The 23,867-nt window shown below is 62.2% G+C and carries 19 protein-coding genes; 5 read left to right on the top strand and 14 right to left on the bottom strand.

Annotated elements, in window-relative coordinates:
• Position 1: 1 nt before the first annotated feature.
• Positions 2 to 2,236 (bottom strand): TonB-dependent receptor domain-containing protein, encoded by a 2,235-nt coding sequence (locus ACN9MW_RS24245; protein ID WP_426163546.1) that lies wholly within the window; start codon positions 2,234 to 2,236, stop codon positions 2 to 4.
• 153 nt (positions 2,237 to 2,389) lie between these two features.
• Between ACN9MW_RS24245 and ACN9MW_RS24250 the strand changes: the two genes are divergently transcribed.
• Positions 2,390 to 4,207, top strand: coding sequence for a DUF885 domain-containing protein (locus ACN9MW_RS24250; protein WP_426163548.1), 1,818 nt, complete (start codon positions 2,390 to 2,392; stop codon positions 4,205 to 4,207).
• Between the two features lie 162 nt (positions 4,208 to 4,369).
• On the top strand, positions 4,370 to 4,732 hold the full coding sequence (locus ACN9MW_RS24255) for a DUF695 domain-containing protein (protein ID WP_426172287.1): 363 nt from the start codon (positions 4,370 to 4,372) through the stop codon (positions 4,730 to 4,732).
• 623 nt (positions 4,733 to 5,355) lie between these two features.
• On the opposite strand, the gene ftsB is transcribed toward ACN9MW_RS24255, so the two are convergent.
• From ftsB to ACN9MW_RS24275, 4 genes are all read right to left on the bottom strand, one after another.
• The gene (ftsB, locus tag ACN9MW_RS24260; RefSeq protein ID WP_426163550.1) at positions 5,356 to 5,664 is read right to left on the bottom strand and encodes a cell division protein FtsB; all 309 of its coding nucleotides are present in this window, start codon (positions 5,662 to 5,664) and stop codon (positions 5,356 to 5,358) included.
• 48 nt (positions 5,665 to 5,712) lie between these two features.
• Positions 5,713 to 6,996, bottom strand: coding sequence for a phosphopyruvate hydratase (gene eno / locus ACN9MW_RS24265; protein ID WP_426163552.1), 1,284 nt, complete (start codon positions 6,994 to 6,996; stop codon positions 5,713 to 5,715).
• 221 nt (positions 6,997 to 7,217) lie between these two features.
• Positions 7,218 to 8,072 carry a 3-deoxy-8-phosphooctulonate synthase gene (kdsA, locus tag ACN9MW_RS24270; protein WP_426163554.1) on the bottom strand — a complete coding sequence of 285 codons (855 nt, stop codon included), beginning with the start codon at positions 8,070 to 8,072 and terminating at the stop codon, positions 7,218 to 7,220.
• Entirely contained in the window at positions 8,069 to 9,754 is a 1,686-nt protein-coding gene (locus tag ACN9MW_RS24275; protein WP_426163556.1) for a CTP synthase, read from the bottom strand. Before ACN9MW_RS24275 ends, kdsA begins: the two co-directional genes overlap by 4 nt.
• A 136-nt stretch (positions 9,755 to 9,890) precedes the next feature.
• Here ACN9MW_RS24275 and ACN9MW_RS24280 point away from each other — a divergent pair, with 136 nt between their 5' ends.
• Entirely contained in the window at positions 9,891 to 10,325 is a 435-nt protein-coding gene (locus ACN9MW_RS24280) for a PRC-barrel domain-containing protein (protein ID WP_426163558.1), read from the top strand.
• Here the strand turns inward: ACN9MW_RS24280 and ACN9MW_RS24285 are convergent.
• From ACN9MW_RS24285 to ACN9MW_RS24300, 4 genes are read right to left on the bottom strand one after another with little or no spacing between them, the layout of a single operon-like run.
• On the bottom strand, positions 10,322 to 10,789 hold the full coding sequence (locus ACN9MW_RS24285) for a GNAT family N-acetyltransferase (protein WP_426163560.1): 468 nt from the start codon (positions 10,787 to 10,789) through the stop codon (positions 10,322 to 10,324). The genes ACN9MW_RS24280 and ACN9MW_RS24285 overlap by 4 nt on opposite strands.
• The gene (locus ACN9MW_RS24290; protein ID WP_426163562.1) at positions 10,773 to 11,654 is read right to left on the bottom strand and encodes a hypothetical protein; all 882 of its coding nucleotides are present in this window, start codon (positions 11,652 to 11,654) and stop codon (positions 10,773 to 10,775) included. Before ACN9MW_RS24290 ends, ACN9MW_RS24285 begins: the two co-directional genes overlap by 17 nt.
• Positions 11,644 to 12,501 (bottom strand): hypothetical protein, encoded by an 858-nt coding sequence (locus tag ACN9MW_RS24295; protein ID WP_426163564.1) that lies wholly within the window; start codon positions 12,499 to 12,501, stop codon positions 11,644 to 11,646. Before ACN9MW_RS24295 ends, ACN9MW_RS24290 begins: the two co-directional genes overlap by 11 nt.
• 57 nt (positions 12,502 to 12,558) lie before the next feature.
• A complete protein-coding gene (locus tag ACN9MW_RS24300; RefSeq protein WP_426163566.1) occupies positions 12,559 to 15,711 on the bottom strand; it encodes an error-prone DNA polymerase in 3,153 nt (1,050 codons plus the stop codon).
• Positions 15,712 to 15,907: 196 nt separating this feature from the next.
• Between ACN9MW_RS24300 and ACN9MW_RS24305 the strand changes: the two genes are divergently transcribed.
• Complete coding sequence (locus ACN9MW_RS24305; protein WP_426163569.1) at positions 15,908 to 18,286, top strand: TonB-dependent receptor plug domain-containing protein; 2,379 nt, start codon at positions 15,908 to 15,910, stop codon at positions 18,284 to 18,286.
• Between the two features lie 144 nt (positions 18,287 to 18,430).
• The gene (locus tag ACN9MW_RS24310; RefSeq protein WP_426163571.1) at positions 18,431 to 18,631 is read left to right on the top strand and encodes a hypothetical protein; all 201 of its coding nucleotides are present in this window, start codon (positions 18,431 to 18,433) and stop codon (positions 18,629 to 18,631) included.
• On the opposite strand, the gene coaD is transcribed toward ACN9MW_RS24310, so the two are convergent.
• The 5 genes from coaD to ACN9MW_RS24335 all read right to left on the bottom strand — a co-directional run bounded on the left by coaD (position 18,614) and on the right by ACN9MW_RS24335 (position 23,852).
• Positions 18,614 to 19,744, bottom strand: coding sequence for a pantetheine-phosphate adenylyltransferase (coaD, locus tag ACN9MW_RS24315; RefSeq protein WP_426163573.1), 1,131 nt, complete (start codon positions 19,742 to 19,744; stop codon positions 18,614 to 18,616). The genes ACN9MW_RS24310 and coaD overlap by 18 nt on opposite strands.
• Positions 19,745 to 19,773: 29 nt before the next feature.
• Positions 19,774 to 21,114, bottom strand: coding sequence for an ATP-binding protein (locus ACN9MW_RS24320; RefSeq protein WP_426172288.1), 1,341 nt, complete (start codon positions 21,112 to 21,114; stop codon positions 19,774 to 19,776).
• Positions 21,114 to 21,773 (bottom strand): response regulator, encoded by a 660-nt coding sequence (locus ACN9MW_RS24325; protein WP_057261227.1) that lies wholly within the window; start codon positions 21,771 to 21,773, stop codon positions 21,114 to 21,116. The genes ACN9MW_RS24320 and ACN9MW_RS24325 overlap by 1 nt, the downstream gene beginning before the upstream one ends.
• A 21-nt stretch (positions 21,774 to 21,794) precedes the next feature.
• Positions 21,795 to 23,279 (bottom strand): DegQ family serine endoprotease, encoded by a 1,485-nt coding sequence (locus tag ACN9MW_RS24330; RefSeq protein ID WP_426163577.1) that lies wholly within the window; start codon positions 23,277 to 23,279, stop codon positions 21,795 to 21,797.
• Positions 23,280 to 23,396: 117 nt separating this feature from the next.
• Entirely contained in the window at positions 23,397 to 23,852 is a 456-nt protein-coding gene (locus ACN9MW_RS24335) for an Hsp20 family protein (protein ID WP_426163579.1), read from the bottom strand.
• Positions 23,853 to 23,867 lie beyond the last annotated feature (15 nt).

Genomic DNA, 23,867 nt, shown 5'->3' on the forward strand with positions numbered 1-23,867 from the left:
ATCAGTACATCAGTTTGAAATTGACGGCTACGTGACGGCCAGGGCGCGCCTGTCGTTCGATCTCGGCCTGCGTGGCTGCCGTGGTGCCGGCAGCCAGCGTGCGTACGGCTGCGTAGTCCCAGTACTTCTTGTCGCCCAGGTTGTAGATGCCGGCGTTTAGTTCCGCATGTTTGCCAAGCTTCCAGTAGCCGGCCAGGTCGACCACCGTTGCAGCAGGGACAGCGAAATAAGCTGCCGGCTGCGACTGCGCTGCGGCCACCTCGGTCTCCGCCTGCTTGCCACGCGTGTGGAAGGCCGTCAGCGACGCGCCGCCGCGCTTCTGCGGGTCATCCCATGCCAGACTGGCCGTGGTTTTGTAGGGCTGGATCGAGTTCATGCCGGCCTTCTTGCCGGTGCGCTGGTTCTCCAGCGAGCCGCGCGATGCGCCGGACGCCAGCGAGGCGCTGAAGCCTTGCAGCGCGGGCGTCAGCTTGCCGAGCTCCGCGACCGCAGAGAGCTCGCCACCCCAACTGCGCGCATTGCCGATATTCTCCGGCCGGAACAGGCCAAAAGTGATGGTCGGGAAATTGATCGGATCGGCCGGCTGGGCCACGTACTCGATGAAGTCCTTGTAGCGGTTGTAAAAAGTCGATGCGCTCACGGTCAGCCAGCCTGCCGCCCGGCCGCGCATGCCAAGTTCGAAGGCATTGCTGCTTTCCTTGCCCAGGTTCGGGTTGCCCAGTGTCGCGTAGCCATTGCCGGCACCGGTGTAGCTGAACGAGTCATAGGTGCCGGTGCGTTCCGCGGCGGTCGGCATGCGATAGCCACGCGTGAATTTGCCGTACACGTCGAAGTCAGGCGTCACCGCTACCGTCAGGCCGAGGCTCGGCGACAGGTAGCTGTCGCTGTCCTCCTTGATCTCCTTCGCCGCACCCGGTACTGCGATCACATAGCGCTGAAGGTTCTTCGGCTCGAGCTTGCGGTATTCCGCGCGCAAGCCCGGCGTCAGTGTGGCACGCAGGCCACCCAGGGGGAACACGTATTCGCCGCGCACGAAGGCCGACAGCTTCAAGGTGTCCATGTCCGCCATGCGGTTCTTGTTGGTGACCTGATGCGCGCCGGTCGCAAGCACCACGCGGTCCTCGCGCCAGGGGCGGCGCGATTCCTGGTCCTCCACTGTCGCACCAAACGCAAGGCTGTCGCTGCCGAACTGTCGCGTGGCGTTGGCCGCCAGCCCTTTGCTCTTATTGAGGAATGCGGTGTCAATGCTGCGCGCGTAGCGTTGAGAGCCAACGACGTAGGCCGCATTGGTGTGATCCTCCACCCGGGCATCCTGCACGTAGGCACGGCTCTCCACCAGCCACGGGCCTACTGCCAGTTCATGCTCCACGCTGATGCGATTGCGGCGCGTGCGGGACGATTGCATGGCGCCTTGCGGATAAGAGGCGCCCAGCTTGTTGTCGAACGCTCGATCATGTTCGGCGCGGAAGCCGTCAAAGGTGAAACCCAGCTTCTGGCCCGGTGCCAGGCGCCACGCCAGCTTCGCCAGCAGCGCGTCCGAATTCCAGTCGTCCGGATTGGGCGCCACACTGCCTTCGCTTTCTGTCTGTTCGCCGCTGCGGTGCACGGCCACAGCCAGTGCCTGCAAGTCGCCAAATTGCCCCGCACCGGTCAGCGCATGAAGGCGCGCATTGTTGGCGCCATGGTAGCCAGCCTTGTATTCCGCGTACGCCGGCTTGTCGGCGCTGACGTAATCCGACGGCGACTTGGTCACGAACGATACCTTGCCGCCCAGGCCCTCGCTGCCGCTATCGGCCGACGTGCTGCCTGCGCCAATCCGCACTTCGCGAAAAGTCTCTGGGTCAAAGTAATCACGTCCCACGCCGAAGCTGTTCAGCGTCGAGCTGTCTGGCCGTGGCGCGGCATCAGGCAGCGCAATGCCATCGAGGTCGAGGCCTATGCGGTTGCCTTCCACGCCGCGGATATTGAAGCCGGTATTGCCGGCGCCATCCCAGACATTGGCGCCGCCGCTCAGGGCAGCCGGCACGGTGACCAGCGTTTCGTAGCGGGCAATCTGCGACATGTCGGTCACGCCGCGTTTATCCAGTTCGCGCGCGTCGATGGTCTTGGTTTCTTCAGGCTTGGCGGTGACGAGGATTTCGCCGAGGCGGGTCGTCTCTTGTGCCTGGGCGTGCGCGCCCAAGGCAGCAGCGAGCAACAGCGCAAGGCGCTGTGGCCGCAATACGGATGCATTCATGATGTTCCAGTCGTGAGTCAGTCAAATGCTGGCTCAAGGCTGGCACGGGGAATCTGTATTTTAATGCGAATAATTCTCATTCGCAAGAGACGTTCCGCCAGGGGCGGAATTTTGGAGTATCCTGAGCGCCTTCTGTTTTTCCCAGGGAATCCAATGCTGCCTATCCGTCTTTCGACCGCAGTTCTTGCCGCCAGCCTGCTGGCCTCTCCTCTCGCTTTCACCCCGGCCCTGGCAGCACCGGCCGCCAAACAGCAAGCCGGCCAAGCCAGCCGCCAACTGGCGCAACTGGCCAATGACTTCCACGTCGCCCGCGCCCACTTCGACCCGCTGCTGTTTGCAACCGCCAACGGCGACCCGCGCTACAACGACCAGATCGGCATGGCGATCTCGCCTTCCGTTCGCGCCAAGCAGTTCGCCACTTATCGCCAGATGCAAAAGCGCCTCGCGAAAATCCCACGCGCGCAACTGGCCAGCCAGGAGCAGATGACACTGGACCTGCTGGCTTACGAACTCGATGCCGCGCTGGCCCTGGCGCCGTTCCCTGAACACCTGCTGCCGCTGAACCACTTCGACAACATCCCCAGCACCCTGGCGAATTACGCCGGCGGCACCGGTTCGCAGCCGCTGGGCACCGTCAAGCAGTACCAGGACTACCTGAGCCGCGTACGCCAACTGGCACCGTGGATCGACCAGGCCATCGCCAATATGCGTGAAGGCATCAAGCAGGGCATCGTGCAGCCTAAGCCGATCACGCAAGCGATGCTGCCGCAAATGGCCGCCCTGCGCAGCGCAACCGCGGAAGCCAGCGTGTACTACTCGCCGATCAAGCGCATGCCCGCTGAGTTCAGCGCCGCCGACAAGGAACGCCTCACGCGCGACTACCGCGCCGCCGTGGAAAAGCTGAACCCAGCGCTGGAACGCCTGGTAAAATTCCTGGAATCGGAATACCTGCCTGCCAGCCGTGACAGTACCGGCTGGAGCGCCCTGCCGAACGGCGCTGCATGGTACAAGGCCCGTATCAACGACAGCACCACCCTGCCGCTCACCCCGCAAGAAGTCCACGACCTCGGCCTGAAAGAAGTCGCCCGCATCAGCGCACAAATGCAAACCCTGATGGGCAAGCTCGGTTACGACGGCCCTGCGCAAGCCTTCCCGCAATGGGTGCGCGACCAGAAACAGTTCAAGCCCTTCACCACCGAAGCGGAAGTACTGGCCGAGTACCGCAAGATCTACGACACGGTGCAAACCAAGCTGCCTGCTTATTTCACCCTGGTGCCGAAATCAAAGCTGGTTGTCGACCTGGAGCCCGAACTGACGCGCGCTACGGCCTCCGACCATTACACCCCGCCTGCGGCCGACGGCTCGCACCCTGGCGTATTCTGGGCCGTGGTCAACGACCCGAAAGACTACAGCCGCACCGGCATGGCCAGCCTGCTGCTCCACGAAGGCGTGCCGGGCCATCACTTCCACGCCGCCCTGTTGAAGGAAATGCCGCTGCCCGACTTCCGCATGTTCAGCACCGAAAACCAGAACAACGCCGCCTACACCGAGGGCTGGGCCCTGTACTCGGAAACCCTGGGCAAGGACTTCGGCCTGTACGAAGACCCGGTCTGGTACTACGGCCACCTGAACGCCGAAATGCTGCGCGCAGTGCGCCTGGTGGTCGACACTGGCATGCACTCCCTGGGCTGGAGCCGCGAAAAAGCCATCGCCTACATGGTGGAGAAACAGGGCGTCTCCGACACCCGCGCCAAAAACCAGATCGAGCGTTATATGGTCTGGCCAGCGCAAGCCCTGAGCTACAAGATTGGTTCGCTGAAAATCCTGGAACTGCGCGACAAGGCGCAACATGAATTGGGCGCCAAATTCAGCTACCCGGCTTTCCACGCAATCGTCTTGGGCGAAGGCACCTTGCCGTTGCCCCTGCTGGAGAAACGCGTCAACGCGTGGATCGAGCAAACCAAACGTTGAGATCAGGTATTTGGCTCTCAATTGCTGACCAATACCTGAAATCTCTAAATCCATCCAATTAAGTATTGTTTCAAGCGATGCCCAAAATCTTGGAATCACGCGGACGCCTTGTGGAAAACGTGGAAGGACGGCCTTCCAATTATTTGGGCATACGGTCCAGACATGCCAGCGGAGGAGACGCGTCGCGCTATCCCCTGGCTGACCGTCGTACGTTGGGAATATAACGGATGCGAAAACAATGGCATGCCTCCGGCGGAGGAGAACAAACGAATGATGATGCTTGAGTCGGCACTTGGACGTATCGAGCGTCCGCATTTTTGTGTTGAAAGCTATCGCCGGGTCGGTGCTGGGGTGAGGGAATTTGTGTACTACATCGCAGACCGTGACAAATTCCTTGCCGAACTCAATGGCCACGTTGCCGGCGAAGCGCGTTTCCCGATAGAGATCAAATTCTACAAAGACGAAACATGGTCCGAACTACGAGATCTCATCAAAGACTTCAATACTGCCAGCGCCGCGAGCTGAGTACACTGAGAGTTGAGATATCGAGATCGTTAAACCTAACTGGAAGTATTTTATGTTCGAACGGATGAAAAAAAGGTTCAAAAGCAGTCGAAAGCCGAGCCAAGAACGAATGAAGGGCTGAGCAGTTCTCTACCTTTCAGTAATGACGAAGGTCGCGTTCTCGCTGGTGAGTATGCGATGTGGTTTCCGACCCCGGAAGAGAGTCTGTTTTCCAATTCGTCAGCGCTTGGGCAGATAGAAAGGCTGTATCTGGCATGTAGTGGGATTGAAGAGGTCCTGTATGCGGCGATCCTCTGTCGCATTGGAGCGATAGATGGCAAAGTCACACAACTGGCGCTTCCGGAAGACGGTGCTATCTTTCCGGTCTTAAGTACGTTGCACTTGGAAGAGTGGAAGCAGAGCAACGGGGGCGTATCTATTGAACGACAGTCTTCGCCCTATTATTCTGGATTAGATTGGTGGACGATGATGAAGCGAGCTGCGTCTGAGATAGAAGCTCGACATGAGCCACTACTTGGAGTAGGCAAGATTTTGTACCAAAGCCATCAGCTTGAAGGCGAGTCAGCCGGACCAAGCTGCTAACTCACAGCGATCCCTGAGAATGGATGTGGCGGAACCGGCGGTTAAGGCTTCGAATCGGCGGGGGCCGGCCTGGCCTGGTCCTTGCCCAGGATCTGAACGTAGATTTCGTTCTGCTTGATCATGCTTAGCTCGAAGCGGGCACGTTCTTCGACGGCGCCGGTGCCGTCCTTCAGGTCGTTCACTTCAGAGGCCAGCTTGGCATTACGCTGACGCAGGCCTTCGTTTTTTTCCTGCGCCACCGCGACCTCTTTCTCCAGCTCCGCCACGCGTAGCCAGCCGCCCTTCCCCAGCCAAAGCGGGTATTGGATCAGCAAGAGCAACAGGGCAAGGGCTACAGAAATCAGGCGCATTGGGTCAAAACTGAACCGGCCGGGGAGTCCCGGCCGGTGGGATTGCAATTACTTCAGATTATAGAACGCATCGCGGCCTGGGTAGGAAGCGATATCGCCCAGGTCTTCTTCAATGCGCAGCAGCTGGTTGTACTTGGCCATGCGGTCCGAACGGGACATGGAGCCAGTCTTGATCTGCAGCGCGTTGGTGCCGACAGCGATATCGGCGATGGTCGAATCTTCGGTTTCGCCGGAACGGTGCGAGATCACGGCGGTGTAGCCGGCGCGCTTGGCCATTTCAATGGCGGCGAAGGTTTCAGTCAGGGTGCCGATCTGGTTGATCTTGATCAGGATCGAGTTGGCGATGTCCTTCTGGATGCCTTCTTTCAGGATCTTGGTGTTGGTGACGAACAGGTCGTCGCCTACCAGCTGCACTTTCTTGCCCAGGGCCTGGGTCAGGTGTGCCCAGCCGGCCCAGTCGCCTTCGTGCATCGCGTCTTCGATCGAGATGATCGGGTACTTGTCGCACCAGGTGGCCAGCAGGTTGGTGAACTCTTCAGCCGACAGCACCATGCCTTCGCCTTCCAGGTGGTACTTGCCGTCCTTGTAGAACTCGGACGCAGCGCAATCCAGGCCGATGGCGATCTGGGTCCCTGCTTCGTAGCCGGCTTCTTCGATCGCTTGCATGATCAGCTTGATCGCTTCTTCGTGCGAAGCCAGCGAAGGAGCGAAGCCGCCTTCGTCGCCTACGGCGGTGTTCATGCCGTTCTTATGGAGGATCTTCTTCAGGGTGTGGAACACTTCGGCGCCGTAACGCACGGCTTCCTTGAAGGATGGAGCGCCCACCGGGATGATCATGAATTCCTGGATGTCCAGGTTGTTGTCGGCGTGCGCGCCGCCGTTGATCACGTTCATCATCGGCACTGGCATCTGCATTGCGCCCGAGCCGCCGAAGTAGCGGTACAGCGGCAGGCCGGCTTCTTCGGCTGCGGCCTTGGCGACAGCCATCGACACTGCCAGCATGGCGTTTGCGCCCAGGCGGGACTTGTTCTCGGTGCCGTCCAGTTCGATCAGGGTGCGGTCCAGGAAAGCCTGCTCATTGGCGTCCAGGCCCATGATGGCTTCCGAGATCTCGGTATTGATGTTTTCGCAGGCTTTCAGCACGCCCTTGCCGAAGTAGCGCTTGGCATCGCCGTCGCGCAATTCGATTGCTTCGCGCGAACCGGTGGATGCGCCGGACGGCACTGCGGCACGGCCCATGACGCCGGATTCCAGCAGGACGTCGCATTCCACGGTCGGATTGCCGCGCGAATCAATTACTTCGCGGCCGATGATGTCAACGATTGCACTCATGTGTTTTCTCCAAAGTTAAAGCGAATATCGGGGGCAAAATTGTTGCAAGAATAACAGACGGGACTAGAACCGGTAAACCGGTGTCAGACCCACGGGGTCTGACACCTGCATGTCGTAGCCGCTGACTGCGGATTTGATGGTGTCTGACCCTGCGGGTCAGACACCGGTCTACCGGTTTCGAAAAAAAAGCCGCAACAAGTTGCGGCCTTTCCGGGCAAATCTTAGTTGAAGTTGGATTCGAGGAAGCCAGCCTTCTTGGTGACGCGATCCAGTTCGATCAGAACGGACAGCAGTTCTTTCATGCGGCCGAGCGGCACGGCATTTGGGCCGTCCGACAGCGCTTGTGCAGGAACCGGGTGGGTTTCCATGAACAGGCCGGCCACGCCCACTGCCACGGCAGCGCGCGACAGCACAGGCACCATGTCGCGCATGCCGCCCGACGAGCCGCCCTGGCCGCCCGGCAGCTGCACCGAGTGGGTGGCGTCGAACACCACCGGTGCGCCGGTTTCGCGCATGATGGCCAGCGAACGCATGTCCGACACCAGGTTGTTGTAGCCGAAGGAAGCGCCGCGCTCGCATGCCATGAAGTTGTCTTCATTCAGGCCCTTGGCCTTGGCGGCGGCGCGTGCCTTGTCGATCACGTTCTTCATTTCGTGCGGCGACAGGAACTGGCCCTTCTTGATGTTCACCGGCAGGCCGGATTCGGCGCAGGCGGTGATGAAGTCGGTCTGGCGGCACAGGAAGGCCGGGGTCTGGATCACGTCGACCACGGACGACACGGCGGCGATTTCTTCCACGGTGTGCACGTCGGTCAACACCGGCACTTCCAGCTCGCGCTTCACGTCGCCCAGGATTTCCAGCCCCTTTTCCATGCCCGGACCGCGGTACGAGGTACCGGAGGTGCGGTTGGCCTTGTCGAAGGACGACTTGTAGATGAACGGGATGCCCAGTTCAGCAGTCATTTCCTTCAGCGCGCCGGCGGTGTCGAACGCCATCTGGCGCGACTCGATCACGCAGGTGCCGGCGATCAGGAAGAATGGTTTGTCCAGGCCTACATCGAATCCACACAGCTTCATGCGACGTTCTCCTTGGTTTCGACTGCCTTCAGGGCCGGCTTGCCTGCGGCGGCTTTATGCGCCAGGGCGGCCTTGATGAAGGAGGTGAACAGCGGGTGGCCGTCACGCGGGGTCGATTTGAATTCAGGGTGGTACTGCACGCCCATATACCATGGGTGGGCGTTGGCACCAGTGCGCGGCAGTTCCATGATCTCGCACAGGTTCTCGTTCGGGGTGCGCGCTGCCACCACCAGGCCGGCTTCTTCAACACGGGCCAGGTAATGGTTGTTCGCTTCGTAGCGGTGACGGTGACGCTCGGTCACCACGCTGCCGTAGATCTCGGAGGCCAGGGTGCCCGGCTTCACTTCGCAGGTCTGCGCGCCCAGGCGCATGGTGCCGCCCAGGTCGGAATTGGCGTCGCGCTTTTCGATCTTGCCGTCTTCGTTCTGCCATTCGTCGATCAGGGCCACCAGCGGCTGCTCGGTGTCCGGCTCGAACTCGGTGGAATTGGCCTTGCTGAAGCCGGCCATGTGGCGCGCGTATTCGATCAGCGCCACCTGCATGCCCAGGCAGATGCCCAGGTAAGGCACCTTGGATTCACGGGCGAATTGCGCCGCCTTGATCTTGCCTTCCACGCCGCGCTTGCCGAAGCCGCCCGGCACCAGGATCGCGTCGAACTTGGCCAGCTCGGCGACGCCCTTGGTCTCGATCTCTTCGGAATCGATGTACTCGATGTTCACGCGCGACTCGGTGTGCAGGCCGGCGTGGCGCAGTGCTTCGGTCAGCGACTTGTAGGATTCGGTCAGTTCGACGTACTTGCCCACCATGCCGATCGACACTTCCGCCTTCGGATTTTCCAGGTTGTGGATCAGCTTTGCCCACATGGACAGGTCGGCCGGCGCCGGGTTCAGGTCCAGCGCCTCGCAGATGATCGCATCCAGACCCTGGTCGTGCAGCATCTGCGGCACTTTGTAGATGGTGTCCACGTCCCATACCGAGATCACGGCGCGTTCTTCGATGTTCGAGAACAGCGAGATCTTCGCCACTTCGTCTTCCGGAATCTTGCGGTCGGCGCGGCACAGCAGTGCGTTCGGAGAGATACCGATTTCGCGCAGCTTCTGTACCGAGTGCTGGGTAGGCTTGGTTTTCAGTTCGCCTGCCGATGCGATGTACGGCACCAGGGTCAGGTGAACGAAAGCGGAATTCTTGCGGCCGGCGCGCAGCGACAGCTGGCGGGCGGCTTCCAGGAATGGCAGCGATTCGATATCGCCGACGGTGCCGCCGATTTCGCACAGGGCGACATCGTAGCCTTCCGCGCCACGGCGGATGTAATCCTGAATTTCATTGGTGATGTGCGGGATCACCTGCACGGTCTTGCCCAGGTACTCGCCGCGGCGTTCCTTGCGGATCACCGATTCGTAGATCTGGCCGGTGGTGAAGTTGTTCACCTTGCGCATGCGAGTCGAGATGAAACGCTCGTAGTGACCGAGGTCCAGGTCAGTCTCAGCACCATCATCGGTAACGAATACTTCACCGTGCTGCATTGGGCTCATGGTGCCTGGGTCCACGTTGATGTACGGGTCCAGCTTGAGCATGGTGACTTTGAGGCCACGCGATTCGAGGATCGCGGCGAGGGAGGCGGCGGCAATCCCTTTACCAAGGGACGACACAACGCCACCAGTGACGAAGACAAATTTGGTCATTGCGAGATCGGCGCCGGGGAGGCGCGCAGCGGGAAATTGAAATTATAGCCTATTTTGACCCCGAATGCGTGCGGCACCGAACAGACCCTGGCCCCACCGGGAAGCAACAATATCTTTATTTCAACAGGAGGCCACCATGAGTCTGGATCGCGACGAATATGGCAATTATGTCGACACTGGCCACCAGGGTCCAGGTCCCCGCCTGATGGGCGCGGACACCCTGATCGGCGACCATGTCCATAACCTGCAGAATGAACACCTGGGCACGGTCAAGGAGATCATGCTCGACATGCAAACCGGGCATATCGCCTATGTGGTGATGGCGTCCGGCGGCGTGCTGGGCATCGGGGAAAAGCTGTTTGCGGTGCCGTTCGAAGCGCTGTCGCTCGACACCTCCAACCACCGCATGACGCTGAATATCGAGAAGGAGCGCATCGAACAGGCGCCCGGCTTCGATAAGAACCATTGGCCGGACATGGCCAACCAGACCTGGGCGACTGAGCTGCACAACTTCTACGGCACCAGCAGCACGACCAGCGGCCCGAGTCATCTGGACCAGAGCTCCCGCTAAAGCTCCAGCCGCATCGGGACAAACCTGATGCCATGCATTTCCGCCACCGGGCCGGTAGCCGTGAAGCCCAGGTGGCGGTACATGGCTTCGGCAAAGGTCGAGGAATTGACGGTGAAGTTGCCAGGGTTGCCGCGCGCCAGCGCACCGTCGCGCGCTAGCTCCCACAGGCGCTTGCCCACGCCCCGCCCGTGCCACGGCGCCCCTACATAAAGGCTGAACAGGTGCGAGTTATCGCGCACAGCGACCACGCCGGCCAGCACGTCACCGTCGAAAGCCAGCTGGTAGCGGTAGTTCTCGTCTTGCAGGTTGCGGCGGATGATATCCGGCGACAGCGATACCAGGAATTCTTCCGCCCCGCTGCCATCGGCTTCAATGGTCAGGTAGGGCTGCAGCGACAGGATCAGCACACTGATCGCCGATGCATCATCGGCCAATGCTGGCCGAATCTCAAACTCCCGGGACAATGTTCTCTCCTTCCACCAGCACGTAGCGGCCGTCACCGAATTTGTAGCGCGCCATTCCGGTGACGTCCTTGCGCTTGCGCACCGCAGTTTCCGGTGCGTTTTCCGGCTTATCCTCCTCGTGTCCGCTAAAGCGCACGACCAGGTCGTCATAAGCCGAGCCTTCGCGCTTTTCGAACTGCCATTTTCCGACGACCGACCAGCAATGCGTCCGGTCCTCTCCGCAGTCGCCGTCATTGTTGGAGAACATTGATACGCCATTGTCGGTGAGGTCGTGCATGGAGCCGTCGCTCAAGTCGAAAATGGACAGGGAGCCGATCTCGTTGCCCATCCATACCCCGCCGTGCATCACGATAAATCCGGGTTTCCCCACGCCCAGGGTTACCCACTGGACTTCGTCAAAGCGCCCGCTTGAACCAAGCGCCGCAATGTTTTCATGCCGCGCGTCGACCTGCCACTTGTCGCCATCTTTGCGCAACACGTAGGCGCTGAGCAGACCGGGCGAGCTGTGACCAGTCATCACCTCGCCATCATCGCCCAGCAATTCCGCATTTGCCACGACAACTACCCGCCCCTCCGGCAATTCCTGCATGGCGACCGGTTGCAGCAGGTACTTGCCCGTTTCGTTGCGCTGCTCAGGATCGGGCATATCGACTTCCATATAAGCCACTTGCTCGTTCCGACCGCCGTATACGACGCGCAGCAATTCCATCATACGCAGGACTTTCGGGTCGACCGGCTTTTTCTCCTCCGCCACCACTTGAGAGGCCTGTGCAGGCGCGGGTTCGGGCGCCGCCTGGAGCGCCTCTTTTTTGGCGCAGGCAGCGAGAATCAGCGCTGCGCAGAACAATGCCAGCTTATTCAACATCAGATGCTTCCGCAGGATTTTCGCCGCTGGCGAGGAGCATGCCCTTCTCGCTCAGGGAATAGCGCGCAGTTGATTTGACCTTGCGCTGGTCGCGCGGCCCGAGGGCGGCGATGTATTCTTCATAAGACGGCTCGGCTCCGGCAGCGTTTGCCTGCGCGTCGGCCTTTTGCCTGGCCTCTTCCGAACGTAGTTCGTCTACGCCTGTGAAGGCAATTTCCAGATCCGCAAAGGCCTGCCCCTGCTTCTGCACCAGGCGCCATTCTCCGCTGATATTCCAGCAATGCGGGCGTTCGCCTTCGCAGTCGCCGTCATTGTCCGAGTGGACGAGGATTTGCTTGCTGGCCAGGGTGCGCATGTCTTTCGCTGTCAAGTCGAACAGCGCCAGCGAACTCACGGACTGGCCGCGATTGCCGCTTTGGCCGACGATTGCAAAACCAGGCTTGCCGGGCCCCAGCGTCACCCAAGTCAGTTCTCCGGCAAAACCATTGCTGCCCATGTCGGCGAGCGATTCGTGGCGCCGGGTGACACTCCATTTACCATCGAGCTTGTCCAGCAAGTAGGCGCTGATGGTCGCCTGCAGCGCCATATCGCGCATGCCCGGTTCAGGACTGTCGGGAGGAATTTCGCTGATGACCAAAGCCGCCTTGCCGCCCCCCAGGTCTTTAAAGCCCAGTATCTCGCGGCCGTTGACAAGCGCGGCATCGCCGAACACAGCACGCGACAAGGCTTTCTCAAGATCCTGTTCTTCGTTGGGAGCGGCCGCTGCCAGGTCTTTCGGGGCAGCCGGTTTGGTTTCCGGAATTCGCTGGCAAGCTGCCAGCAGGCATACAGCAAGAAGTGATATCAATTTTCCATTCATGCAAAAATTTTATCACCATCCGCCCACGCACATTGTCATCAAAACTCACTGGAAGTCGCGGCTGGCGGTTGGAAGGCGGCCTAGCAGGTGGGACAAGTCGACCAGGCGCCGCGCAACCAGGTGGCGCACGATGCCTTCCTGCTGCCACACGCCATATACGCCAAGCAGCGAAGAGCCCAGCACTTCGCGCCGGTATTTTTCCACCATATCGGGCCAGACGATCACGTTGACGTAGCCGGTTTCGTCCTCGATGGTGACGAACAGCACGCCCTTGGCAGTACCGGGCCGCTGGCGGCCAGTGACGATGCCAGCACCGCGCGCCAGCTGGTTGTTGCTGAAGGTGTTCAGCACCTCGGCCGGCAGGAAGCGCTTGGCCAGCAGCGCCGGGCGCAGCAGCGCCAGCGGATGGCGGCCCAGCGTCAAGCCTTGCGAACGGTAGTCGCCAAGGATTTCTTCGCCCTCGGTTGGCGGCACCAGTTGCGGAGTTTCCTCCTCCACTTCGGTCGGGCGCAGCAAATCCTTGTCCGGCACAGCGCCCGCCGCATCCCACAGCGCCTGGCGGCGATTGCCGGCCAGCGAGCGCAAGGCATTGCCGCCGGCCAGTACTTGCAGGTCGTGGCGATTGAGGTCGGCGCGCCGCGCCAGTTCAGTCACGCTGGCAAAAGGCTTGATCGCGCGCGTTTCTTCGATACGCAGCGCGGCTTCGACGCGCATGCCGCGCAGCAGTGCCATGCCGAGCCGCACCGCTGGCTGCGCCTCCCCTGCCTGCTCTTCCAGCGAAGATTCCCACCCGCTGCAAGTGATGTCGACCGGCCGCACCTCAATGCCATGGCGCTTTGCATCCTGCACCAGTTGCGAAGGCGAATAAAAGCCCATCGGCTGGCTGTTCAGCAGCGCACACAGGAAGGCGGCCGGTTCGTGGCACTTGATCCACGAGCTCACATACGTCAGCCATGCAAAGCTGGCTGCGTGCGATTCGGGGAAGCCGTATTCGCCGAAGCCTTGAATCTGCTGGCAGATCTGCAGGGCAAAGGCTTCGTCATAGCCACGATCCACCATGCCTGACACGATGCGCGTCTGGTATTTTTCCAGGCCGCCCTTGCGCTTCCACGCGGCCATCGAGCGCCGTAACTGATCCGCTTCGCCTGGCGTGAAACCGGCGGCATCGATCACCACCTGCATCACCTGCTCCTGGAAGATCGGAACGCCCAGCGTGCGGCCAAGCGCTTTCTCCAGTCCCGGCGGGTAATCAACCTTTGCCTTGCCCATGCGCCGCTGCAGATAAGGGTGCACCATGCCGCCCTGGATCGGGCCGGGTCGCACGATGGCTACTTCAATCACCAGGTCGTAGAACACTTGCGGTTTCAGGCGCGGCAGCATGCTCATCTGCGCCCGCGATTCGATCTGGAACACGCCAATGGTGTCGGCCTGGCAGATCATCTCGTAGGTCGCGCGGTCTTCGCGCGGCACATCCTGCATGGTGAAGATTTCACCTCGGCGCGCACTGACCAGGTCAAAGGCGCGGCGCAACGCGGACAGCATGCCCAGTGCCAGCACGTCCACTTTCAGCAGGCCCAGTTCTTCCAGGTCGTCCTTGTCCCACTGGATCACGCTACGCTCTTCCATGGCCGCGTTCTCGATCGGCACCAGCCGTGACAGCTTGTCCTGCGAGATGACGAAGCCGCCGACGTGCTGCGACAGGTGACGCGGGAAGCTGAGGAATTGCAGCGCCAGGTGGGCCCATTGGTGCGCCACCGGCGATTCCGGATCCAGCCCGCATTCGGCAAAGCGCTCCATCAGCTCGTGCTTGCGGTCAAACCAACGGTGCGACTTGGCGACCTTCTCGACAATTTCCAGGTCGACGCCGAGCGCCTTGCCGCTGTCGCGCAGCGCGCTCTTGGTGCGATAGCAAATGACTGTCGCGGCCAGCGCAGTGCGGTGACGGCCGTATTTGCGGTAGATGTACTGAATGACATCTTCCCGCCGCTGGTGCTCGAAGTCGACGTCGATGTCGGGCGGCTCGTCGCGCTCGATCGACATGAAGCGCCCCACCACGCTGTTGCCCAGCGCAGGGTCGACTTCGGTAATTCCCAGGCAGTAGCAGACGGCCGAATTGGCAGCCGAGCCCCGTCCCTGGCACAGGATTTCCTGTGAGCGCGCATAGCGCACAATGTCGTACACCGTGAGGAAAAAGTACTCGTACTTCAGTTGCGCAGCCAGCGCCAGCTCTTCCTCGATCTGGTTTTGCACATTGGCCGGCACGCCGGCCGGATAGCGGCGGTGGGCGCCGATATAGGTTTCCTGGCGCAGGAAGCTGGATGGCGTATGGCCAGGCGGAATCAGCTCATTCGGATATTCGTAGCGCAGCTCTTCCAGCGAGAACTTGCACATATCGGCAATGCGCATGGTCTCCTCCAGCGCCTCCGCCGGATAGACGTTGGCCAGCCGCAGCCGCGAGCGCAGATGCTGCTCGGCGTTCTGCCCCAGCTCATAACCGCACTCGCTGACCGGCTTGCCGAGCCGCACCGCCGTCAAGGTGTCGTGCAACGGCTTGCGCGAGCGCACATGCATGCACACGTGCCCGGCCGCGACCACCGGCAAGACATGCTGCAGCGAGACTTCCTCGATCGCCGCGCCGTGCGCCTCGTCGAAGGCGCGGCCCAACATGGTCGTGGCGAGCCAGGTGCGCTCGCCAAAAGTGGCCGCCATCCAGGAAGCCTGCTGGTGCAGGCGCTCCACCTCGGCCGGGTATTCCGGCAGCAGGAGCAGCAGGCAATCCGGCAGGCCGCGCAAATGTTCGCGCTCCGGCGGCGGATTGGCGAAATCGTCCGGATGCAGTTCGTAGCTCCCCTTGTCGGCACGCATGCGGCCAAGGGTGATCATTTCCGAGAGATTGCCGTAGCCATTGCGGTTGGTGGCCAGCGCCAGCAGGGAGAGCGCGCGCCTGCCATCGGCATGCGTCAGGTGGAAATGGGCGCCAATCAGCAGCTTCAGGCCGGCCTGCTTGGCCTCGCCATGCGCGCGTACCACGCCGGCCAGCGAACATTCGTCCGTGATGGCCAGCGCGCCATAGCCGAGTTTTACCGCGCGCTCGACCAGCTCTTCAGCATGGGAGGCGCCATGCAAGAATGAAAAATTTGTCAGGCAAAACAGCTCCGCATAGGCGGGCAGCCCGGCGCGTGATGACTGTATATCCATACAGTATTCTACACTGACTCCAGCCATCCGTGCCACCCGCCTCGCCGCCGTTTCCCTCACCGTCCCTCCCGGCGGCGCTATGGACTACGTAGGATCCGCAGCCGTGGCGTAGTTGCAACGTAAACTTGTCATTTGTGAACGCTGTACAAATGAAGTTCAGCTAGAATCAAAGGCAATTTTTCCCAGGAGCAAAAAATTGTCAAGTCCTTCGATTCTGCGTAAAGCCGTTCTGACCGCCCTGTATGGTGCGAGTGCCCTGTCTGCCCTGCCTGTGGCGGCACAAACCCAGGCCGATTCCGGCGACATGACCGTGGTCAATGTGGTCGGTTCGCGCCGCGCGACCAGTTCCCTGACCGATACCGTGGCGCCGGTCGATGTCATCTCCCTGACCAAGGCTTCCGAGCAAGGCGCGCAGTTCGACCTGGCACAGACCCTGACCTTCATTTCCCCATCGTTCAATTCGACCCGCCAGACCGGCGCGGACGGCGCCGACCTGGTGGACTCCGCAGCGCTGCGCGGCCTGAGCTCGGACCAGACCCTGGTGCTGGTGAACGGCAAGCGCCGCCACACCTCCTCCCTGGTCAACATCTTCGGCGCGCGCAACCGCGGCGCCACCGGTACCGACATGAACGCCATCCCCGTGATGGCGATCAAGGACGTGCAAGTGCTGCGCGACGGCGCCGCTGCCCAATACGGCTCCGACGCGATTGCCGGCGTGATGGACATCGGACTGAAAAAGAACGTGGGCTGCGAATCGGCGGTCGGCTACGGCCAGTACGGCGCCGGCGACGGCAAGAACTGGCTGGCATCGGCCTACTGCGGCTTCGCCGTGGCAGGCGGCACCGTCGGCATCACCGGCGAATACCTGGACCGCGGCCGCTCCAACCGCGCCGAGGACGGCAACCCGCGTACCATCGGCGATTCCAAGTCCAAGAACAAGACCGTCTACGTCAACGGCGAAATCCCGGCCGGCCCTGGCCGCGTCTACTTCACCGGCGGCGTACAGCAGCGCGACGCTTCCAGCGGCGCCTGGGCGCGCAACGGCACCGACGACATCCCGACCCGCAACTCGGCCGCCATGTACCCGAACGGCTTCGTCCCGTTCATCAACGGCGACCTGGACGACCGCTACGCCATCTTCGGCTACAAGCAGAAGGTCGGCGACTGGAATGCCGACCTGTCGCAAACCTACGGCTACAACCGCCTGAAGTACAACATCAGCAACACGCTGAACGCCTCCATCGCCAACCTGGACCTGCTGAACGGCGGCCAGGGCATCAGCCCAAGCTCCTTCAATGCCGGCGGCTTCTCCTTCCAGCAGTCGACCACCAATTTCGACATGAATCGCTACTTCGAAGGCCTGGTTGGCGAAGGCCTGAACGTGGCGTTCGGCGCCGAATACCGCGCCGAGAAATACAAGATCTTTGCCGGGGAACCTGGTTCCTACATCGATGCCGACGGCGTGGGCATCGGCGGCAATGCCGGCAGTCAGGGCTTCCCGGGCTTTCGTCCTGGCGACGCGACCGACGCCAAGCGCCATAGCAATGCCGCCTACATCGACCTGGAAGCGGACCTGACCCAGAAAGCCCGCCTGCAAGGCGCCCTGCGCTGGGAGAAGTACAGCGACTTCGGCTCCACCGTCACCGGCAAGATCGCCGGCAGCTACCGCGTCGCCGATCCTGTGCTGCTGCGTGCATCGGCATCGACCGGTTTCCGCGCACCATCGCTGCAACAGGCTTACTTCTCTTCGACCTACACCGACTTCGTGGGCGGCGTGCCAACCGATATCTCGATCACGCCGGCCGTGGGTCCGGTAGGCAAGGTGGCCGGCCTCGATCCCCTGAAGGAAGAGAAATCGCGCAGCTTCACCCTGGGCGCCACCTGGACGCCGAACTCGGACCTGTCGGTCACCGCCGACCTGTACCACATCAAGATCAAGGACCGCATCGTGCTGTCCGGCCAGTTCAACCAGGAGAACTACCCTGCCCTGGCGGACAGGCTGGCGACAATGGGCGTGGGCGCCGCGCAATTCTTCGTCAACTCGGTCGACACCAAGACCCAGGGCCTGGACCTGACCGCATCGCACAAGAGCACTGTGTTCGGCAACAAGCTGACCACCTTCCTGGCCGCCAACTTCAGCAAGACCGAAGTGACCGACATCCATGCCCCGGCCGCGCTGCAAGGCTTTGAAGACGTGTTGCTGTCCGAACGCGAACGCCTGTTCCTGGAACAGGGCGGCCCGCGCCGCAAGGCCACCCTGGGCTTCGACTACGTGACCGGCGCGCTGGAGACCAACTTCAAGATCATCCACTTCGGCCCGCAGACCCTGGGTACCTGGAGCGGCACCGCAGCCGGCGTGCCGAACCAGAAATACGAAGCGAAGACTTCGGCCGACCTGGGCTTCACCTACGCCTTCAGCAAGAATGCCAAGCTCAGTTTCGGCGCCGCCAACATCTTCGACGTACACCCGACGCCGCAAGATCCGAACGAAACCGACAACGGCTTCAAGTACGAGAGCGTGCAGTTCGGCCTGAACGGTGTCGCGTATTTCGCACGCCTGCACGTGAAGTTCTAAGCGCCACTACGGCCCGGCCCGTGTCACCTTTGGGGTGTGACCCCAAGGTGTGACACGGGCTCTTGCGTATGGTTTGATGTAGCGCAAAGACTGCTGCGGTCAGTTGATGCAATGTGGAATCACATTCCACTCGGAGGAGGTGCTATGGCTGCAATGACGATCCACCTGGCTGGCGACGTTATTTCTGCAATCGCCAAATGGGCGCCGATAGAGCATATGTCGGCGGAAGAATTCATCCTCAGCGCCGTTTCCGAAAAGTGCGCGAAAGCGACCGCGCTGGAGGAAGTGGAGAGCTTCTGGCGCGACCTCGCCCTCCCCTTGCCCTCCCTACCTGTTCGAAATTAGGGCCAGCTCGGCGCCCATGTTCGCAATCGCCGCGCCAGTGTAGGTATCCGTGAAATAAGGATCGGCGAACAGCGTGCCTGCTTCTGCCTTGCCGCGCAAATGCGCGAGGATCTGCGCGCGCTGGCTGTTGTAGCGTTCTTCCGGCACATGGGCGTATTCGGCGCGGATGCCGCGCGCATAGGCTTGGTACACCTCGGCTTCCTGGCCGAGGATGGCCAGGTCGACCGACAGCATGGTGTCTTTCAGCGGATGCGCAATCGCGCCGCCCTGGAAGTGGTCGGTGGCACGGACCAGCGTCGCCACTTCGTCGGCGCGCGCGGCGTCCGGCTCCAGGCCGCTGCCCAGCCACAGGCGTGCGCTGGCTTCTTCATTCGTGATGTCGCCGGCGCCGTGGGCATACACGGCGTCGTGGAACCAGAAGGCGGCTTTGACCAGTGCCACGTCGGCTGGCGCCGCGCCGGTATTGGCGGCCCAGGCGCGAATCTCCGCCAGGCCGTGCACCAGGTGGTCGAGGTTGTGGTAATGGCGGTCGGCGCCGCCGTAGGCCGACGCGCCGGTCACGCGGTCAAACCAGTCGGCAGAATGGGGGCGCTCGCGCCACAGGCTGTCCCACTCCTTGCGCAGCCAGGCCAGGATCCAGGCCTGGTACGCCGGCGCGGGGACGAATTTCTTCATGGTCCAGTTCCAGCCCACCGGGCCTTCCAGCGCCTTGACGAAGCTGGAGCTCACCGAACCCAGGTCGCGCGGCGGCATCACGAACAGCGTCTTGGCGCCGCCGATCACTTCCACATTGGTTTGTTGGATCAGGTTTTCGTAATCGAAATCGGCGGTGCTGCGAATGCCGCGGATCAGGTAGTCGACGCCGTTGCGCTTGGCCACGCGCGCCGTGTATTCGCTCTTGACGATCTGCACGCTGACATTGCCCCAGCCCCGCTCCGCGCAACTGGCCAGCACGATGGCCTTGCGTTCGTCGGCCGAGAATTTGGGCGCCTTGGTGGAGTTCTCGGACAGGAAGACGACCACTTCTTCCGCGAGTGAACGCGCTTCGCCAATGACCCACATATGGCCGTTGGTGATAGGGTCCAGAGTCCCCGAGAAACCGATCTTCTGCATGCCCTGCTCCGCTTGTCGAAAACAACATTCTAGCGCGGGGCAAACTCCACCGTCACTTTCAGGCCGCCAAGGCGCTCCGAGGCGTCCAGCGCCAGCTTCGCACCATGCCGTTCGGCGATGGCGCGGATGATGGCCAGGCCAAGTCCGCTGCCCTGCGCTTCGCTGCCCGGCACGCGGTAGAAGCGGTTGAACACGCGCTCGCGTTCTTCCGCTGCGATGCCGGGGCCGCTGTCTTCCACCACCAGCCGCGGCCCGCCTCCGCCCGCTTCCCCCGCGCCCAGTACCGAGACGTCGACCGTGCCGCCGGCCGGCGTGTACTTGACCGCGTTGTCGACCAGGTTGCGCAGCAGGATCACCAGCGCGTCGCCCTGCCCTTGCACCGTCGCCTCGTCGGCCTGCTCCAGCCCAAGGTCGATATTGCGCGCTTGCGCCGCGCCAGCCATGTCGCCCACCGCGCGCTTGGCCAGGTCGGTCAGGCTGACCGGCTCCAGCTTGGCGTCGGCCGCTTCGGTGCGCGCCAGCACCAGCAATTGCTCGACCAGGCGCGATGCCCGTTCCACGCCAGCGGACAGGCGGCCGATCGCCACGTCGCGCGCTTCGCTGCAGTCGGCGCGGGCCAGGCTGAGGATTTGCAGCTTGAGCGCGGCCAGCGGCGTGCGCAGCTCGTGCGCGGCGTCGGCCACGAAGTTCTGCTGCGCTTCGAAGGCTGTCTGTACGCGGGAGAACAACAGGTTCAGTTCCTGCACCAGCGGCCGCACCTCGTCGGGAAGGTCGGCATCGGACACTTCGGACAGGTCATCGGCCTTGCGCGAGGCCAGTTGCCGCTGCACGCGCGCCACCGGCGCCAGCGAACCGGAGACCACCCACCACACCACCAGCATCAGCACCGGCGCCATCAGCGCGATCGGCCCCACGGTGCGCAGCGCCAGCGTTCCCGCCATGCGCTTGCGCACCGCCAGGTCCTGGGCGATCTGGATGGTCTGGGTCGCGGTCTGCGCCGAGAACACGCGGTAAGTCGTGCCATTGGCGCGCACATTGGAGAAGCCCAGCACCGCGCGCTGCGGCAGTTCGGCGCGCGACAGCGAACGGAATACCTGGATGCCGTCCGGCGTCCACACCTGCACCACCATCTCGTCGTTGCCGGGATCGTTGGGGTCGCGGTTGCCGGTGGCCGCCATCGGCGCATTGGAGCGCAGCGACATGGCCATCTGCTGCATGTGGTAGTCGAAGATCTGGTCGGCGTCGTTCAGCGCGGAGCTGTAGGCGATCATCGCCTGCGCCACGGCCGCCATGGTGATCGCCGCCAGCAAGAACCATAGCAGGCGCCCACGCAGCGAGTGCGTGACGTTGACCTTCGGGACCGCCATCATCATGCTTTAGGCACCATGTAGCCGAGGCCGCGCACGTTCTGGATCAGTTCCGACCCGAGCTTCTTGCGCAAGCCGTGGATGTACACTTCAACCGCATTGGAATTGACTTCGTCCTTCCAGCTGTACAGCTTTTCTTCCAGCTGGGCGCGCGACAGCACGATGCCGGGGCGCGCGATCAGCGCTTCCAGCACCGCCCATTCGCGGGCCGACAGGCTGACCGGCTGGCCGTTGGCAATCACTTCGCGCGTTTGCGGGTTGATCGACACGCCCTTGTGCTCGAACACCGGTTCGGCCCGGCCGGCCGCGCGGCGCAGCAAGGCGCGGATACGCGCCAGCAGCTCGTCCAGGTCGTAAGGCTTGAGCACATAGTCGTCGGCGCCGGCATCCAGGCCGGCAATGCGCTGCTCGACCGCGTCGCGCGCGGTAGCCACCAGCACCGGCGTCAGCTCCTTGCGCGCACGCATCGAGCGCAGGACTTCCAGCCCGTCCTTCTTCGGCAGGCCCAGGTCCAGCAGCACCAGGTCGTAGGTTTGGGTCTGCAGGGCCGTGTCGGCCATGGCGCCATCCTTGACCCAGTCGACGGCGTAGTGCTCTGCCCTGAGCAGGTCGAGCACTACCTCGCCGATCATCGTGTCATCTTCTACCAGCAGGAGGCGCATTGTCTTACCTTTCTTGTTTTGTTAGCCGAGGCGCACCGGGATAAAGATGCGGTCCTCGCCGCGCTGGATCAGCAGCGCTACGGATTTCGTCGATTTTGCCACGAGGTCGCGCACATCGTTGACAGAAGTGACAGGACGGCCATTCACCGACAGCAGCACGTCGCCCGGCTGCACGCCGGCGCTGGCAGCCGCGCCGCCGGCATCCTCGATCAGCAGGCCCGATGCCAGGCCCGATTCACGGCGTTCCAGCGGGTCGAGCTGGCGCAGCGACAGGCCGAGGCGCAGCTTGGCGGCTGCTTCATCGTTCTGCACCGCCGCCACATTACGCTCGGAAGCATTGCCCAGCTTGCCTTCCAGCGTGATGGTCTTACCCTGGCGCCAGACCTCGAGCGCTACTTTATCACCTGGCATGGCCAGGCCCACCAACGCCGGCAGGTCGCCCGAGGCGATAATCTTCTGGCCATTCATCTTGCGGATCACGTCGCCCGCCTTCAGGCCGAGCTTGTCGGCCGGGCCGCCGCGCTCGACGTTCGACACCAGCGCGCCTTCCGGCGACTCCAGGTCGAAGGAATCGGCAAAGCCCTGGTTCACTTCCTGCACCATCACGCCCAGGCGCGCATGCACCACCTTGCCGGTCTTGACCACCTGGTCGCGCACGCGGGTCGCCACGTCGATCGGGATCGAGAAGGACAGGCCCTGGTAGCCGCCGCTCTGGCTGTAGATCTGCGAGTTAATGCCGATCACTTCGCCCTTGGTGTTGAACAGCGGGCCGCCCGAGTTGCCAGGGTTGATCGCTACGTCGGTCTGGATGAAGGGCACGTTGGAGTCGTCCGGCAGGGAGCGGCCCTTGGCGCTCACCACGCCGGCGGTCACCGTGTTTTCCAGGCCGAACGGGGAACCGATCGCCAGCACCCACTCGCCCACCTTCACGTCGGTGGAGCGGCCCAGCGGCACGACCGGCAGGTTCTTGGCCTCGATTTTCAGCACGGCCACGTCGGTTTTCGGGTCGGAACCCAGTACCTTGGCGCGGAATTCGCGGCGGTCGGTCAGCTTGACCGTCACCTCGCTGGCGTCGCGCACCACGTGGGCATTGGTCAGGATAATGCCGTCGGCGCTGACGATGAAACCGGAACCGACGCCGTGGGTCGGGCTGGGCGCCCCGCCACGGCCACGCTGGCCGGGAGACTGGAAGCGGCGGAAGAATTCGTAGAACGGATCGTTTTCAGCATCGTCGTCGCCACGGAACTGCGCCTTGGTGGTGCCGGTGGTGCTGATATTCACCACGGCCGGTCCATTGCGCGACGCGATCACGCTGAAGTCAGGCAGCGAGATCATCGGCGCGGGCACCGGTGCCGGCGCGCCCTGGGCAGCATTGGCCGGGACGGTGGCGGTGATGGCGGGTTGCGGCGAAGCGAAGGCCTGGCTCTGCTGGACAGCGATGGCTGCACCGGCACCGATAACACCGGCGGTGGCCAGGGCAAGGAACATGGTGGTGGCGTTGCGCATGATTAAACTCCTGAAGAAGATTGCTTTCTCAACGGCTCTAATATGCGGCATCAAACTTAGACGCGTCTTAATGCAAAAAAGGCCGGAAATCCGGCCTTTTCGGGGTGCTACGCGCGCTTAGGCGGCAGCTTTCTGCTCCAGGGCAGTGTGGTTGACGACGCCGTCGATCGCGATCTTGCGAGGCTTCAGTGCCTCGGGCACTTCACGCACCAGTTCGATGGTGAGCATGCCGTTGTCGAAGGAAGCGCCGGTCACCTTCACGTGGTTGGCGAGCTGGAAGCGCTGTTCGAAGTCGCGAAAGGCGATGCCACGGTGCAGGAAGGTCTTTTCCTGGCCGTCTTTCTGCTTGCGGCCAATCACCACAAGGGAATCGCGCTCGGAAGTAATGTCTATCTCGCTACGATCGAAGCCGGCCAGCGCCATCACGATTCGGTACTGGTCTTCCGACACCAGTTCGATATTGTACGGAGGGTAGCTGGGCTGGTCGCCGCGATGCGAGTCGTTCAGCATCTGGGCCAGGCGGTCAAAGCCGATAGCGGAACGATACAGTGGGGTCAGGTCAAAAGTACGCATTTTCATATCCTTTCA

Origin of the sequence: Pseudoduganella sp. R-34 (genome assembly GCF_049904655.1) — a bacterium.
Classification (GTDB): Bacteria; Pseudomonadota; Gammaproteobacteria; order Burkholderiales; family Burkholderiaceae_D; genus Rugamonas.

Bases quoted from the DNA above. Each gene is read 5' to 3' on its own strand.
- ACN9MW_RS24245 (WP_426163546.1), bottom strand. From the start codon at position 2,236: ATGAATGCATCCGTATTGCGGCCACAGCGCCTTGCGCTGTTGCTCGCT.
- ACN9MW_RS24250 (WP_426163548.1), top strand. From the start codon at position 2,390: ATGCTGCCTATCCGTCTTTCGACCGCAGTTCTTGCCGCCAGCCTGCTG.
- ACN9MW_RS24255 (WP_426172287.1), top strand. From the start codon at position 4,370: ATGCCAGCGGAGGAGACGCGTCGCGCTATCCCCTGGCTGACCGTCGTA.
- ftsB (WP_426163550.1), bottom strand. From the start codon at position 5,664: ATGCGCCTGATTTCTGTAGCCCTTGCCCTGTTGCTCTTGCTGATCCAA.
- eno (WP_426163552.1), bottom strand. From the start codon at position 6,996: ATGAGTGCAATCGTTGACATCATCGGCCGCGAAGTAATTGATTCGCGC.
- kdsA (WP_426163554.1), bottom strand. From the start codon at position 8,072: ATGAAGCTGTGTGGATTCGATGTAGGCCTGGACAAACCATTCTTCCTG.
- ACN9MW_RS24275 (WP_426163556.1), bottom strand. From the start codon at position 9,754: ATGACCAAATTTGTCTTCGTCACTGGTGGCGTTGTGTCGTCCCTTGGT.
- ACN9MW_RS24280 (WP_426163558.1), top strand. From the start codon at position 9,891: ATGAGTCTGGATCGCGACGAATATGGCAATTATGTCGACACTGGCCAC.
- ACN9MW_RS24290 (WP_426163562.1), bottom strand. From the start codon at position 11,654: ATGTTGAATAAGCTGGCATTGTTCTGCGCAGCGCTGATTCTCGCTGCC.
- ACN9MW_RS24300 (WP_426163566.1), bottom strand. From the start codon at position 15,711: ATGGATATACAGTCATCACGCGCCGGGCTGCCCGCCTATGCGGAGCTG.
- ACN9MW_RS24310 (WP_426163571.1), top strand. From the start codon at position 18,431: ATGGCTGCAATGACGATCCACCTGGCTGGCGACGTTATTTCTGCAATC.
- coaD (WP_426163573.1), bottom strand. From the start codon at position 19,744: ATGCAGAAGATCGGTTTCTCGGGGACTCTGGACCCTATCACCAACGGC.
- ACN9MW_RS24320 (WP_426172288.1), bottom strand. From the start codon at position 21,114: ATGATGGCGGTCCCGAAGGTCAACGTCACGCACTCGCTGCGTGGGCGC.
- ACN9MW_RS24325 (WP_057261227.1), bottom strand. From the start codon at position 21,773: ATGCGCCTCCTGCTGGTAGAAGATGACACGATGATCGGCGAGGTAGTG.
- ACN9MW_RS24330 (WP_426163577.1), bottom strand. From the start codon at position 23,279: ATGCGCAACGCCACCACCATGTTCCTTGCCCTGGCCACCGCCGGTGTT.
- ACN9MW_RS24335 (WP_426163579.1), bottom strand. From the start codon at position 23,852: ATGCGTACTTTTGACCTGACCCCACTGTATCGTTCCGCTATCGGCTTT.